The sequence below is a fragment of the Vibrio sp. 03_296 genome (genome assembly GCF_002265885.1).
Window position 1 is genome coordinate 23591 of record NZ_NPKW01000078.1, and the last position, 13684, is coordinate 37274.

General features: G+C 50.4%; 12 protein-coding genes. 11 read left to right on the forward strand and 1 reads right to left on the reverse strand.

What is annotated here, in order from left to right; translation table 11 throughout:
* The first annotated feature begins 354 nt into the window (after positions 1-354).
* From CIK04_RS10405 to CIK04_RS10460, 11 genes are all read left to right on the forward strand, one after another.
* A complete protein-coding gene (locus CIK04_RS10405) occupies positions 355-1554 on the forward strand; it encodes a type III PLP-dependent enzyme (protein ID WP_097353258.1) in 1200 nt (399 codons plus the stop codon).
* Positions 1555-1888: 334 nt separating this feature from the next.
* Positions 1889-2659 carry a transcriptional repressor AgaR gene (gene agaR / locus CIK04_RS10410; RefSeq protein WP_039536829.1) on the forward strand — a complete coding sequence of 257 codons (771 nt, stop codon included), beginning with the start codon at positions 1889-1891 and terminating at the stop codon, positions 2657-2659.
* 331 nt (positions 2660-2990) lie between these two features.
* Entirely contained in the window at positions 2991-3779 is a 789-nt protein-coding gene (gene agaR / locus CIK04_RS10420) for a transcriptional repressor AgaR (RefSeq protein ID WP_039451708.1), read from the forward strand.
* A gap of 8 nt (positions 3780-3787) precedes the next feature.
* The gene (locus CIK04_RS10425) at positions 3788-5095 is read left to right on the forward strand and encodes a D-tagatose-bisphosphate aldolase, class II, non-catalytic subunit (protein WP_097353257.1); all 1308 of its coding nucleotides are present in this window, start codon (positions 3788-3790) and stop codon (positions 5093-5095) included.
* Entirely contained in the window at positions 5095-6270 is a 1176-nt protein-coding gene (locus tag CIK04_RS10430; protein ID WP_097353256.1) for an AgaS family sugar isomerase, read from the forward strand. The genes CIK04_RS10425 and CIK04_RS10430 overlap by 1 nt, the downstream gene beginning before the upstream one ends.
* Before the next feature lie 11 nt (positions 6271-6281).
* On the forward strand, positions 6282-6755 hold the full coding sequence (agaV, locus tag CIK04_RS10435) for a PTS N-acetylgalactosamine transporter subunit IIB (RefSeq protein ID WP_011081926.1): 474 nt from the start codon (positions 6282-6284) through the stop codon (positions 6753-6755).
* A gap of 16 nt (positions 6756-6771) precedes the next feature.
* A complete protein-coding gene (gene agaW / locus CIK04_RS10440; RefSeq protein WP_011081925.1) occupies positions 6772-7548 on the forward strand; it encodes a PTS N-acetylgalactosamine transporter subunit IIC in 777 nt (258 codons plus the stop codon).
* On the forward strand, positions 7538-8422 hold the full coding sequence (agaE, locus tag CIK04_RS10445) for a PTS N-acetylgalactosamine transporter subunit IID (RefSeq protein WP_017421416.1): 885 nt from the start codon (positions 7538-7540) through the stop codon (positions 8420-8422). Before agaW ends, agaE begins: the two co-directional genes overlap by 11 nt.
* 80 nt (positions 8423-8502) lie before the next feature.
* Complete coding sequence (gene agaF / locus CIK04_RS10450; protein WP_011081923.1) at positions 8503-8958, forward strand: PTS galactosamine/N-acetylgalactosamine transporter subunit IIA; 456 nt, start codon at positions 8503-8505, stop codon at positions 8956-8958.
* Positions 8948-10141, forward strand: coding sequence for an N-acetylglucosamine-6-phosphate deacetylase (nagA, locus tag CIK04_RS10455; RefSeq protein ID WP_097353255.1), 1194 nt, complete (start codon positions 8948-8950; stop codon positions 10139-10141). Before agaF ends, nagA begins: the two co-directional genes overlap by 11 nt.
* The gene (locus CIK04_RS10460) at positions 10132-10986 is read left to right on the forward strand and encodes a tagatose bisphosphate family class II aldolase (protein ID WP_038969297.1); all 855 of its coding nucleotides are present in this window, start codon (positions 10132-10134) and stop codon (positions 10984-10986) included. The genes nagA and CIK04_RS10460 overlap by 10 nt, the downstream gene beginning before the upstream one ends.
* 267 nt (positions 10987-11253) lie before the next feature.
* On the opposite strand, the gene CIK04_RS10465 is transcribed toward CIK04_RS10460, so the two are convergent.
* Positions 11254-13410 (reverse strand): TonB-dependent receptor, encoded by a 2157-nt coding sequence (locus CIK04_RS10465; RefSeq protein ID WP_097353254.1) that lies wholly within the window; start codon positions 13408-13410, stop codon positions 11254-11256.
* Positions 13411-13684: the final 274 nt, after the last annotated feature.

A 13684-nucleotide genomic window follows, 5' to 3' on the forward strand; every position in this document is an offset into this window, starting at 1 on the left:
CAAAACCTATTTCTAAAGTTGGTGGGCCACTTCAATTCCTCTAAACACGCCAAATTAAATATATAAGCAAATTATATAAATATTTATCCATTGCAAGATGTAATCCTGACAACAAAAAATTGTTACCTTTCTCAGGGCATTTTTTATTGCGCTGAGTAAATTATGACCTTACTATCGCATCGCTTCTTGATGATAGCCAATCCGAGTACATCACAGCTGTTTATGTGGCAAGGCGATAGAGCAACTATCCAAGAGTGACTTTGACGGCGCACCAGCGCTTTTATTGACGCTCCACTTTTCATACCCACTCATCTCTTATGTATGAAAAGTGCCCCATTACTTTGGAGGTTTGCTATGGCACATTCACAATCTATTTTTGATATTCATTCACTAACTTCACCAGTGCTAAGCGCAGAAGAAATCCAGTTGATCGAAGCGTCGGTTGAGCAATTTGGTGCGCCACTATTGTTATTGGACTGCGATGTGATTCGTCAGCAGTACCGCGCTTTGAAAAACGCTCTGCCAAATGTGACCCTGCACTACGCATTAAAACCGCTGCCACACCCTGTAGTGGTGCGTACTTTGTTGGCGGAAGGTGCCAGTTTTGACCTTGCCACAACAGGTGAAGTTGAGTTGGTTGCCTCTGAAGGCGTGCCAGCAGAACTCACTATCCATACCCACCCAATCAAGCGTGATGCCGACATCCGCGATGCACTGGCTTACGGCTGCAACGTGTTTGTGGTGGATAACTTGAATGAGCTAGAGAAATTCAAAGCCTATCGCGATGAAGTGGAATTGCTGGTGCGTTTGAGCTTCCGCAACTCTGAAGCGTTTGCCGATTTGTCGAAGAAGTTTGGTTGTTCACCAGAGCAGGCATTAGTGATCATCGAAACGGCGAAAGAGTGGAATATTCGCATCAAAGGTTTGTCGTTCCATGTGGGCTCACAAACCACTAACCCAAACAAGTATGTTGAAGCGATCCACACTTGTCGTCATGTGATGGAACAGGTGGTTGAACGCGGCTTACCAGCGTTGAGCACACTCGATATTGGTGGTGGCTTCCCTGTGAACTACACTCAGCAAGTGATGCCGATTGATCAGTTCTGCGCGCCAATTAATGAAGCGCTAAGCTTGTTGCCAGAAACGGTCCACGTTTTGGCTGAACCGGGTCGCTTTATCTGTGCACCTGCGGTGACCAGTGTGGCTTCAGTGATGGGTCAAGCAGAGCGTGAAGGGCAAATCTGGTACTACTTGGATGACGGTATTTATGGCTCGTTCAGTGGTTTGATGTTTGATGATGCACGTTATCCGCTCACCACCATCAAACAAGGTGGCGAGCTGATCCCAAGTGTGCTTTCTGGCCCAACGTGCGACAGCGTGGATGTGATTGCAGAAAATATTCTGCTGCCAAAACTGAACAATGGCGATTTGGTGATTGGCCGTACCATGGGTGCGTACACCAGTGCAACAGCGACCGATTTTAACTTCTTTAAACGCGCTCAAACCATTGCGTTGAATGAAATTGTTGCAAGCAGCGAACGCATGATTGGCTAAGCCAAACACACTCGAATATCAAAGACGCTCACTTCGGTGGGCGTTTTTACTTTTGGAGTTAAAAGGAGTGGATTCAATGCTACTTGCTTGAGCTGTTCCAAGCGTGCGTAAAAACAGTTTGGAAAGTTCACAGAAAATGTGGCCTCTGCTGTTGGCCACGCCAAAGGGGTTTCTACATGGTGCGGTGGCCGATGTGAGTAGGGCATTTATTGTTTGGTGATACAAAGTGCAGCAAAAAGTGACTGAACGCAAACCCAGATGGTATGCATTCTTTTGACCATGACCAACAACTGCTAAACTGCGGCCATATTTACAAAATTGCCAAATGAAACGTATGACATCCAACGAGCGCCGCGACGCGATTCTTAAACATATTCAGCAACATCAAAGTGGTTCGGTGAACGACTTTGCGGCGAAGTATCAGGTTTCTGAAGTGACGATTCGTAATGATCTCAATATCCTAGAGAAAAAAGGTTGTGTTACGCGCTGCTATGGTGGGGCGATGATCAACGCCCAATTCGCCTTTGATAAGCCGCTTCAGGATAAAAAACAGATCAATCAAGACATCAAAAGCTTGTTAGGCCAATACGCCGCTTCTTTGGTGGAAGATGGCGATACCTTGATTTTGGATTCTGGTTCAACCACGGAGCAAATCGCTTTCCATTTAACGGAAAAACAGCACCTAAAAGTGATGACCAATGCCATCAACATTGCCTACCACTTAGCTAACCGTGACAACATCGAAGTGATTGTCACGGGCGGTTTAATGCGCAAAAACTCCTATTCCTTGCATGGCGAATCGGGTGAGGCATTGCTGGGGCAATTTCGCTTCAACAAACTGTTCTTAGGGGTTGATGGTTTTGACAAACTGGCGGGGGTGACAACGCCGCATTCTGGCGAAGCCAGCATTAACCGCAGAATGGTTGAGGCTGCACAAATGGTTATTGCGGTTACCGATTCAAGCAAATTTGATCGGCAAAGTTTTTGTCTCATTGCGCGCCCAGAGCAACTGGACATGCTGATCACCGACAGTGGCATCCCCGAAGATTACCACCGAGAACTCACCGAAATGGGGGTGGATGTTCGCCTTGTAGACCTGCTGTAAAGCAGGTCTATTTTTCTCTCAATTTCACAAAGTGTGATCTTACGCAGGTCTCGATGTGAAATCCTGCCGCTATTTTGACCAATCCTCTCTCTTTCACTTTCATTTCTCCGTTTTTCTTATTTTCCTTACGTTTGGTGGGTTTTTCTGCCGTTTTAGTGAAAGCAAAACCTTTCACTTCGTGTGAAACGAAAGGTTTTTTGATCTAAAAACGAAAGGTTATCCACTGTGATCTCCCTTTTACTTTTCATTTTTTAGCCCTGTTTTAATAACAACGAAAAGAGAGCGAAAGCTTTCTGATGGCAAATGAAAGGTAACGAAAGGCGAGTAAGTGATGACCAGTGCAGAGCGTAGACAACGAATTATGTCTCACATCCGACAACACGGCAGTGGCAAAGTCGACGATTTTGCTTTGGCGTTTAATGTGTCGGCGGTCACCATTCGTCATGATCTCAATCTCTTGGAAAAAGAGGGATGCATTTTCCGCTGTTATGGTGGTGCCAACCTCAATCCCAACTTTGCTTTCGACCAGCCGCTTTATCGCAAAGATCAAATCAATCGCGATATCAAACAGATGATTGCTTATGCCGCCGCGCAACTGATTGGGGATGGCGAGGCGATCATTTTGGACTCCGGCTCCACCATCGCTTTGATGCCTCAGCACCTTACCCAGAAAAAATTGGTGGTGATGACCAACGCCCTCAACACCGCCTACCAACTGAGTCACAACGACAACGTGGAACTGCACGTCATAGGCGGCAGTTTGCGCCGTGCTTCTTGCTCGCTGACAGGCCATCACGGCGAGCAGCAGATCCGCACTTACCTGTTCGACAAATTGTTTTTAGGCGTGGATGGCTTTGATTTGCAAGCGGGCATTACCACGCCGGACAACCACGAAGCGCAAGTGAACCGCGCGATGTGCGATGTGGCGAGACAAGTGATTGCGGTGACCGACTCGAGCAAATTTGGCCGCAAAAGCTTTTGCATGATCCGCGCTGCCAACCAAATCGATGTGCTGGTGACGGACAGCCACATTCCTCATGCCACCCATGAAGCGCTTCTAGCGATGGGGGTTGCAGTGATTCTCGCCGACCAAATGGCGCCAAACCGTAAGTTGAACTAGGACCAAACATGAAAACGCTACTTTCTTTAATTCAGCAACACAAACAAGGCCACGCGAAGGGAATTTACTCGGTGTGTTCCGCGCATCCTTTGGTGTTGGAAGCGGCGATAAAACAAGCGGCGCGTGATGGTCAGTTGGTGCTGATTGAAGCAACCTCAAACCAAGTAAACCAGTTTGGCGGCTACACCGGGATGACACCACAAGTGTTTGCCGACTACGTAATGACCTTAGCGGAGCGTTTGAATTTTCCGAAAACGCGTTTGGTGCTGGGGGGAGACCACCTTGGCCCAAACTGTTGGCAGCATCTACCTGCAAGACAAGCGATGGAGTACTCCGCGCAACTGATTCACGATTACGTGATGGCGGGTTTTAACAAAATTCATCTCGATTGCTCCATGGCGTGTGAAGGCGATGCCATTCCCCTCAGTGAGCAAGTGATGGCCGAGCGCGCTGCGCAGCTCTGTTTAGTTGCTGAGCAAGCATGGCAAGCGCGTGGTGGCGAAGCGCCTTTGTATGTCGTGGGGACGGAAGTGCCAACTCCGGGCGGCGCGTTGGAATCGCTGCAAGAACATGAGTTGCAAGTGACCAAACCAGAGCAAGCTTTGGCGACGCTGGACGCGCATCACCAAGCGTTCAGTGATTTAGGGTTGGGTTACGTGTGGCCTCGCGTGATTGGTTTGGTGGTGCAGCCAGGGGTGGAGTTTGATCACCACCATGTGCATCACTATCAAAGTGATCAAGCACAAGCCCTGAGCCACCTGATCGACTCTCAGCCGCATTTGGTGTTTGAAGCGCACTCAACCGATTACCAAAATCCGGCGGCTTATCATGAGCTTGTTCGTGATCACTTTGCGATTTTGAAAGTGGGCCCAGCATTAACGTTTGCGTTGCGTGAAGCGCTATTTGCGCTCGATCGCGCTGAAAAAGAGTGGCTGGGTGTTCATCAAGCCTCACACCTACGTGACACCATTGAACAAGTGATGCATGAGCAGCCCAACTATTGGCGTTCTCATTATCAAAGCCAAGGCCATCAACAGTTTCTTGATTGCAATTACAGCTTGAGCGACCGCATTCGCTACTACTGGACACACCCAGCGGTGCAAGCGGCGCAACAAGCGATGTTTACACACCTTATTTCCCAGCCTCTGCCAACAACGCTGCTGAGTCAATATTTGCCAGCGCAGGCAAGAGCCATTGCCCAGAACCAGATTTGTAACCATCCCGCTGACATCATCATTCACAAAATTATGGAGGTCACGCAGCTCTATTCCGACGCGTGCTACCACAATGCAGCGGTATGCAAGGAGACCATCTAATGACGACTTTTTTAAGCTATTCATCCACTTGGCTTGAAGCGCACAACGGCATTCATACCGCGCAAGAGATCAGCCATCAGCCCGCGCTTTGGCGTGCCTTGGCGGAGATTCTGCAGCTGCAAGCGCCAAACATTGAAACGTTTCTTACGCCGCTGCTGGCACGCCAGGATCTACGCATTATTTTGACGGGCGCGGGCACGTCTGCGTTCGTCGGGGATGCGGCGCTGCCGTTTATTCAGGCTGATCTGCGTTTTCAAGTGGCGTCGATCCCAACGACGGATTTGGTTTCCAACCCTGAACAATATTTGGATCCCACTCGCCCGACGTTACTGGTGTCTTATGCACGCTCTGGTAACAGCCCAGAGAGCGTGGCGGCCGTTGAGCTGGTTGATCAGTTAGTCGACGAGGCTTACCACCTGTTTTTGACCTGCAATGGCGAAGGCGCACTCTCTCGCTATGCCCAGCAAGCCAGCAATGCGTTGTGTGTGTTGATGCCTGAGGGCTCAAATGACAAGAGCTTTGCCATGACATCGAGCTTTAGCTGCATGTTGATGTCGACGTTCGCCCTGCTTGGTGAACTCTCAGCGGAGGCCATTTTCGCCACGGCGGCGTTGTGCGAAAGCAAATTGACGCAATGGCCAGAAGCGCTCAAACAGCTGGCCACGCTGCCTTATGAAAGGCTCATCGTACTTGGCAGTGGCGGTTTTGCGGGTTTGGCGCGCGAAGCATCGCTCAAATCTCTCGAATTGAGCGCAGGCAAAGTGATGACCGCATTTGATTCCTCACTGGGTTTCCGCCATGGGCCAAAATTCACCATTAACGACAAAGCGCTGGTGGTTCAACTGCTGTCCAGTGATGACTACACCCGCCAGTACGACTTGGATCTGCTGCGCGAAATTCGCCGCGACAACCAAGCCCTGCGCCACGTGGCCTTAACGGAAAAACCGTTGAGTGAGGAACACGTCTTCGAGTTAGGGCAGCTCGGCCTTGGCGACCGCTGGCTCTGTTTCCCATACATCCTATTTTGCCAAATGTTGGCGTTTGAAAAATCGCTCCAGCTTGGCTTTGGCCCTGACAACCCATGCCCGACAGGGGAAGTGAACCGCGTGGTTCAAGGGGTCACCATTTACCCGTTTCACACCAATCGTTCACAACCATTCACCTCGAATCTATAAGGAAATTGAACATGCCAAATATCGTACTCAGTCGTATTGATGAACGTTTAGTCCACGGCCAAGTCGGCGTGCAATGGGTCGGGTTCGCTGATGCCAATATCGTGGTGGTGGTGAACGATGACGTTGCTCAAGACACCATTCAACAGAACCTGATGGAGATGGTGTTAGCCGATGGCATTGCCATCCGTTTTTGGACGGTGCAGAAAACCATCGACACCATCCACAAAGCGGCCGATCGCCAACGCATTTTGTTGGTGTGCCGTACGCCGAAAGATTTTCGCCAGTTGGTGGAAGGAGGCGTGCCGATCCAAAACATCAACGTTGGCAACATGCATTACGCCGACGGTAAAAAACAGATTTCTAAAACGGTTTCGGTCGATGCCGAAGACGTGGCGGATTTTCAACAACTAAAAGCACTAGGCGTGCGCTGCTCTATTCAGGGCGTCCCAACAGAAAGTGCAACCGATCTCTTTACTCTACTCTGATAAAAGGACATCTATCATGGAAATAGGACTCTTACAGGCATTGTTGCTAGGCATACTGGCCTTTTTGGCCGGTCTTGACCTCTTCAATGGCTTGACTCACTTCCACCGACCTGTGGTTTTGGGTCCTCTCGTTGGTCTGATCTTGGGCGATCTGCAAACCGGTATTTTGGTGGGCGGTACACTAGAACTGATCTGGATGGGCTTGGCGCCTTTAGCGGGTGCTCAGCCACCAAACGTGATCATCGGTACGATTGTGGGCACCACTTTTGCCATCACCACCAAAGTGGAACCGAACGTGGCGGTTGGCGTGGCGGTACCGTTCGCCGTTGCGGTGCAAATGGGCATCACGTTGCTCTTCTCTGCGATGTCGGCCGTGATGTCGAAGTGTGACGAATACGCACAAAACGCCGACACCGATGGCATTGAGCGTGTTAACTACTTCGCGCTTGCTGTGCTTGGCACCTTCTACTTCCTGTGCGCGTTTCTACCTATCTATCTTGGTGCGGAACACGCAGGCACCATGGTTTCTGCCCTACCAAAAGAGCTGATTGATGGCCTGGGTGTGGCAGGTGGCATCATGCCCGCTATCGGTTTTGCGGTACTGATGAAAATCATGATGAAGAATGCCTACATCCCTTACTTCATCTTAGGTTTCGTTGCTGCCGCTTGGCTTGAGCTGCCTATCTTGGCGATCGCTTCTGCGGCCACAGCCATGGCGATTATCGACTTTATGCGCAAATCAGAACCGACTCCTGTGACTGCCCCTGCTGAGGATCTTGAAGATGGAATCTAACGTAATCAAACAAATGGATCTGGACAACGTTAATCCAGATGTAAGACCGGCTCCCGGCGTGGCGGCGGACGAATATGAGAACAAAGAGATTGGCGCTGAGTTGACGAAAGCAGACATCAACCGCATGGCGTGGCGCTCTTTGTTACTGCAAGCCTCGTTCAACTTTGAACGTATGCAAGCGTCTGGTTGGCTTTACGGCTTGTTGCCAGCGTTGAAGAAAATTCACACCAACAAGGCCGATCTCTCCAAAGCGATGCAAGGGCACATGGGCTTCTTCAACACCCATCCATTCCTCGTCACCTTCGTGATGGGCATCGTACTGGCGATGGAGCGTTCAAAACAAAACATCAACAGTATCCAGAGCACCAAAATTGCCGTGGGTGCGCCAATGGGCGGGATCGGCGATGCGATGTTCTGGTTAACCCTGCTACCGATTTGTGGCGGTATCGGCGCGGACCTTGCGCTACAAGGCTCCATCATGGGTGCGGTGTTCTTCTTCGTCTTGTTTAACGTGGTGCATTTTGGTTTGCGCTTCGGTTTGGCGCACTACGCCTACCGCATGGGTGTGGCGGCGATTCCGATGATCAAAGCCAACACCAAGAAGGTGGGGCATGCCGCTTCCGTGGTCGGTATGACGGTGATTGGTGCGCTGGTGGCCACTTATGTTCGCCTCTCTACCACCGCAGAAATTACCGCCGGTGACGCAGTGGTGAAACTGCAAGCCGATGTGATCGACAAGCTAATGCCGGCCTTCTTACCACTGCTTTACACCTTGGCGATGTACGCATTGGTGAAACGTGGTTGGAGCCCACTCAAACTGATTGCCATCACGGTGACATTGGGTGTCGTGGGTCGCTTTATGGGCTTCCTATAAGCGCAGATACATCGCAATAACAACGAAAGATAACGCAGTAAAAACGGGGCTGGTGCGCCAGCCCCAAGAAGGAACCAAATATGATAGCGGTAATTTTATCGGGTCACGGCGGGTTTGCCTCTGGCATCGCTCAAGCCATTGCACAAGTGATTGGCGAGCAAGAGCAGTTTCGATTCCTCGATTTCCCAGAGCAGATGACCACACCTCAGTTGGAAGTGGCTATGCGCCAAGCGATTGAGGAAATTGACAGCGGTGATGGCATTGTTTTTCTTACCGATTTACTGGGCGGCACACCATTTCGTACCGCTTCCTTGCTGAGCCAAGAGCGCGATGATATCGAAGTCGTGACGGGCACCAACATGCAAATGGCCGCCGAAATGTTGCTTGAGCGCGACGAACTGACCTTAACCGCGTTTCGTGAGATGGCGGTGGAATGTGGTCATCGTGGCATCACCTCTTTAGCCGCGGAAATGGCGCTGAAAGCGCAACAAGCCGCCACACAACCGAGTGCAGTGGTAGAAGAAGATGGCATCTGAACAACAACACTATCGCGCTCAGCGAATTCTACACGGTGATCACTGGTTGCAAGACGCCGTGCTCAGTGTGGATTCGCAAGGCAACATCAGCGCGATAGCGGCATATGACCCGCAACAACATCGCACAGTGACCGATTTAGGTGCTGTGAGCCTAATGCCCGGCTTGATCGACTGTCATGTCCATGGCAGTCAAGGGTGCGATGTGATGGACGCAACACATGCCAGTTTAAACACCATGTCGCGATACTTCGCCAGCTTAGGTGTCACCGCTTTTGTGGCCACCACGGTCACCGCGCCAGTGGCCAAGATTCGCGCGGCACTAGCGCAAGTGGCGAAAAGCAAGCAGCAAGGTGTTGAGGGAGCCGAGATCCTCGGTGCGTATTTAGAAGGGCCTTATTTCACCGAGAAGAACAAAGGCGCACACCCAACGCAATGGTTCCGTGAGTTGGCGGTGGAAGAGCTGGATAACTGGATCTCCTACAGCGACAACCAACTGTTGAAAGTGGCACTCGCGCCGGAAAAAGAGGGGGCTACGGCGGCGATTCGCTACTTAGCCAGCCAAGGCATTAGCGTCATGCTGGGCCATACCGACGCCAGCTATCAACAGGTCATAGCCGCGATTGACGCGGGCGCAAAGGGCATCGTCCATTGTTACAACGGCATGCGAGGTCTACACCATCGCGACCCCGGAGTGGTCGGGGCGGGGTTACTTCACCCTGAGTGCTATGTCGAGATGATCGCCGATGGTCATCATGTGCATCCCGCAGCGATCGAAGTCGCGCACCGCTGCTGTGGCTCACGCATGACCTTAATTACCGATGCTATGTGCGCTACAGGCATGCCCGATGGTCAATACACCTTGGGGGAATATCAGGTGGAGATGAAACAAGGCGTGGTCACGACTCAAGATGGTGGTCTCGCGGGCAGCACATTAACCCTGATTGAAGGGGTAAAAAATATTCAACGCTGGCTCAATTTGCCGTTTGAGCAAGCGTGGTTGATGGCGTCACACACGCCCGCCAAATCGTTAGGCATTCAACATCAACTAGGCACATTAGAAGTCGGCAAACGCGCTTCAATGGTGGCTTTAGGTTCCGATTTCTCAATTGATAAAACGTGGGTGAATGGCCGTCTGGTGTTTGACGCCGTGGTTTCCCCTCGTCAGGAGGCTTTATGTATCTGATTTCTTCTCGCGAAATGTTAAAACGCGCGCAACTTGGTGGCTATGCGGTTCCTGCCTTCAATATTCATAACCTTGAAACGGTGCAAGTGGTGGTTGAAACCGCATCGGAAATGGGATCGCCGGTGATTTTAGCCGGCACGCCAGGGACTTACGATTACGCGGGTACCGATTACTTGATCAGCATTTGTAAAGAAGCCGCGCATAAGCATTCGATTCCTTTGGTGCTGCATTTGGATCACCATGAAGATTTGCAAGACATCCGCAACAAAGTGGAGCACGGCATTCGCTCGGTGATGATTGATGGTTCACACCATGCGTTTGACCAGAACATCGACATTGTTCGCTCAGTGGTGCAGTACTGTAACCGTTTTGACGCCAGTGTCGAAGCTGAGCTGGGCCGCTTGGGCGGCCAAGAAGACGATTTGATTGTCGACAGCGCCGATGCGTTGATGACGGATCCTGCCTCTGCCGCTGAGTTTGTTCGTCGCACTGGCATTGATTCGTTGGCAGTGGCGATTGGCACCGCACACGGGCTCTACAAAGCGGAGCCAAAACTCGATTTCGCCCGTTTGGAAAAAATCCGTTCGGTGGTCGACATTCCATTGGTTTTACACGGTGCCTCTGGTGTGCCAGATGAGATGGTTCGCCGTTGTATTGAGCTTGGTGTATGCAAAGTGAATGTGGCGACTGAGCTGAAAATTGCTTTTGCTGATGCGGTCAAAGGGCACTTCGCCGAACACCCAGAGGCAAATGATCCAAGAAAGTACATCACCCCGGGTAAAGCGGCGATGAAACGCGTGGTGATGGATAAAATCCGCATGTGTGGCAGCGAAGGTAAACTGTAATTACCGTTTCACTTTACTAATACTTCCCCCTAATTTGGTATTAGTCGGGCACTGGAAACAGTGCCCTTTTTTACACTGTAAATTTTGTGAGGGGAGAGGGATTTTTGAACAACGTCGAAGCATCAAGGTTCTTGGCATTTCTGAACAAGCGTTGAGTTAAGCGTAATCTGTTTTGGTAGATTAATCCTGCAGATATTTCGCGGCGGCGGAGACAAAAAAACCGCCCATCGAGAGCGGTTCCATCTTTAAACCTAAAACCGACATGTCTTAGAACTTCACTTGGTAATTGAGCGTGTATGTACGGCCACGGCCTTTGTAGTCGTATGCGGCGGACTCATAGTGCGCTGAGTAAATCAGCTGCGCACGTTGACCCCAAGCGGTGGTGTACTCTTTATCCAACAGGTTCTGAATGCCGAAACCTAAGCTACCGACCGGAAGCTGATAGCTGCCCACAAGATCAAACAGGGTGTAGCCGTTGAGCTTGTTGTTGGAGGCATCTTCGTAGTCAAACATGGTTTGGCTTTGCAGTTTAATGTTGAGGTCGGCATCGCTCCAGCCTGCCCAAGCATTGGCTTTCGACGTGCTGGCGTAACCCGCATCGTAATCTTCCCAGCCCTTGTCCCCTTTCACTTCAGAAACCACATAGTGACCAGAAGCACCCAGCTGAATGTTGTCATGAACCCAGTAAGAGAGCATCGCTTCTAAACCGTAGACTCGTTTTTTGTCTTCGATTTCTTCAATCAGCAAGGTGCTCTTGTTGTACTTAATGTTCTTGTCGGATTGCGAGTAGTACGCCGCAGTTTGCAGATTCACATCGCCACTCTCTAGGCGGTAACCCAACTCGACGCTGTTGGTCTTAATCCCTGACATCTTTGATTGATTGACATTGATGCTGTCGTTCAGTTGCCAATGATCACCAACCAGCGTGTAATTACCCTGCCCGTAGTACTTGGCTGGATCGGCAAGATCAAAACCTTGCGAGAAGTTTGCCCAAACTTGTGAGTCGCGGTTGAGATGGTAGATCGTCCCCAGGTTGAACAGCGCAACGCTGTAATCCGTTTCTCCACCGGGTACCGCATCGGCTGAGGTGCCACTGCCTGCGGCGATCTTCTTCTGTTGGTTGTAACCCACGAAGTCATCGATCTTGTTCAACATGTATTGATAGCGAACACCACCTTCAACGCGCCAATCGTTGGTGATGGCGTAATCGACTTGAGTAAAAGCCGCCACCGAACTTACTTCCACGCCTGGGTAACGGCCCACTTGGGCGTAAGTTTTGTTCACCAAATTGCCAGAGTTGTTCGCGATGGTAGAGTCGTAAAGCGCTTGGTTGCTGTCGAGCTTGTCTTGGTAGGCATCGATGCCATAGACAATATTTAGCTTGTCGAAGCTTTTCGCCAGTGCCGCTTTTAGCGAGATCACATCGGTAATCTGTTGGCCAGAAGATTGGTAATAAGGCGTGTAAGTTTGGTCTTCTTTGCGGTATGAGGCTTCTGCGATGAGCTGCTGGCCAAGAAATTGTTCATCAGCATAAGAGGCGCTCAGCATCATGCGCTTGGTGCCGTGTTCACGGTCAGATTCAAAGCCTTTGCGCACATCCACAAAGTCTCTGCCGACAATGTACAGGCCATACGGTGAGTCTTGCTGACTATCATAGTATTGCGCTAGAAAGTTCAGCTTTTGCGTCTCAGACACATCAACGCTAACCGTGGTTAAGAAATCGACCGTCTGGTTAAACTGCAGTGAGCCTTGTGAGATATCCGGTGTCACAATGGTACCGTTAGCATCGAAAAAACCTTGTGTTTCGGTGTAAACCACAGAGGTGCGTGCTTGAACTTTTTCATTGCCACCAGAGACAGACTGAGCCACTTTGTAGTCAAAATCTTCGCTGGAGTTAAAGCCAGAAGTCCCGCCCACATACGATTCAAACTCAAGCTCTTCGCTGCGCGCTTTTTTGGTGATGATGTTGATGACACCACCCGATGCGCCTGCGCCATAGATGGATGTGGACCCCGACAACACTTCGATACGATCAACGTTGAACGGATCAATGGAATCAAGATGACGACTGATCGAACGTGAAGATTGCAGAGAAACGCCATCTATCATTACTAGCATCTTACGCCCACGGAGGTTTTGGCCTAGGTTGGTGCGAGCGCCACTGCTAACGTCCAGAGATGGAATTGCCGAAGCCAGAATATCGCCAAGGGTCTTGCCACCGCGGTATTCCTGTTCAATTTTGTCGGACTCGATATACCAAACCGTACCAGGAATGTCGCTGATCGCTTTTGGAGTGCGGCTTGAAACCACCACCATTTTGTCGTTGGTTGAGGTTTCTTGTGCTTGGGCAGTCAATGCAGTACTTGCGGCGATAATCGCAAGTGCCATGGTTGATAGAGGGAACTTCCCTTTACTTGCTGTCATTATTTTCTCTAAGTTTATCCATTATAAAGCGGCACAAATCCACGGTTTGAGCGCGCGAAGGTTTGTTACTAAACGTAAATGAGAATTGTTATTATTGTATTTCTGTCGCGAAAATACAATATGCAAATGCGAATTATTTTCTTTTAACTCAATAACGCTGATGACGATGGGTTTTTTAGGGAGAGGAGAGAGCGACGAAGAACGAGGGATTAGGTGAGAGGGACAAGGGGCGAGTAGGGAGGGGCGAGTAGGGAGGGGCGAGTAGGAGGGCGAG

Coding starts and splice junctions, on each gene's coding strand:
- CIK04_RS10405 (WP_097353258.1), top strand. CDS start 355: ATGGCACATTCACAATCTATTTTTGATATTCATTCACTAACTTCACCA.
- agaR (WP_039536829.1), top strand. CDS start 1,889: ATGACATCCAACGAGCGCCGCGACGCGATTCTTAAACATATTCAGCAA.
- agaR (WP_039451708.1), top strand. CDS start 2,991: ATGACCAGTGCAGAGCGTAGACAACGAATTATGTCTCACATCCGACAA.
- CIK04_RS10425 (WP_097353257.1), top strand. CDS start 3,788: ATGAAAACGCTACTTTCTTTAATTCAGCAACACAAACAAGGCCACGCG.
- CIK04_RS10430 (WP_097353256.1), top strand. CDS start 5,095: ATGACGACTTTTTTAAGCTATTCATCCACTTGGCTTGAAGCGCACAAC.
- agaV (WP_011081926.1), top strand. CDS start 6,282: ATGCCAAATATCGTACTCAGTCGTATTGATGAACGTTTAGTCCACGGC.
- agaW (WP_011081925.1), top strand. CDS start 6,772: ATGGAAATAGGACTCTTACAGGCATTGTTGCTAGGCATACTGGCCTTT.
- agaE (WP_017421416.1), top strand. CDS start 7,538: ATGGAATCTAACGTAATCAAACAAATGGATCTGGACAACGTTAATCCA.
- agaF (WP_011081923.1), top strand. CDS start 8,503: ATGATAGCGGTAATTTTATCGGGTCACGGCGGGTTTGCCTCTGGCATC.
- nagA (WP_097353255.1), top strand. CDS start 8,948: ATGGCATCTGAACAACAACACTATCGCGCTCAGCGAATTCTACACGGT.
- CIK04_RS10460 (WP_038969297.1), top strand. CDS start 10,132: ATGTATCTGATTTCTTCTCGCGAAATGTTAAAACGCGCGCAACTTGGT.
- CIK04_RS10465 (WP_097353254.1), bottom strand. CDS start 13,410: ATGACAGCAAGTAAAGGGAAGTTCCCTCTATCAACCATGGCACTTGCG.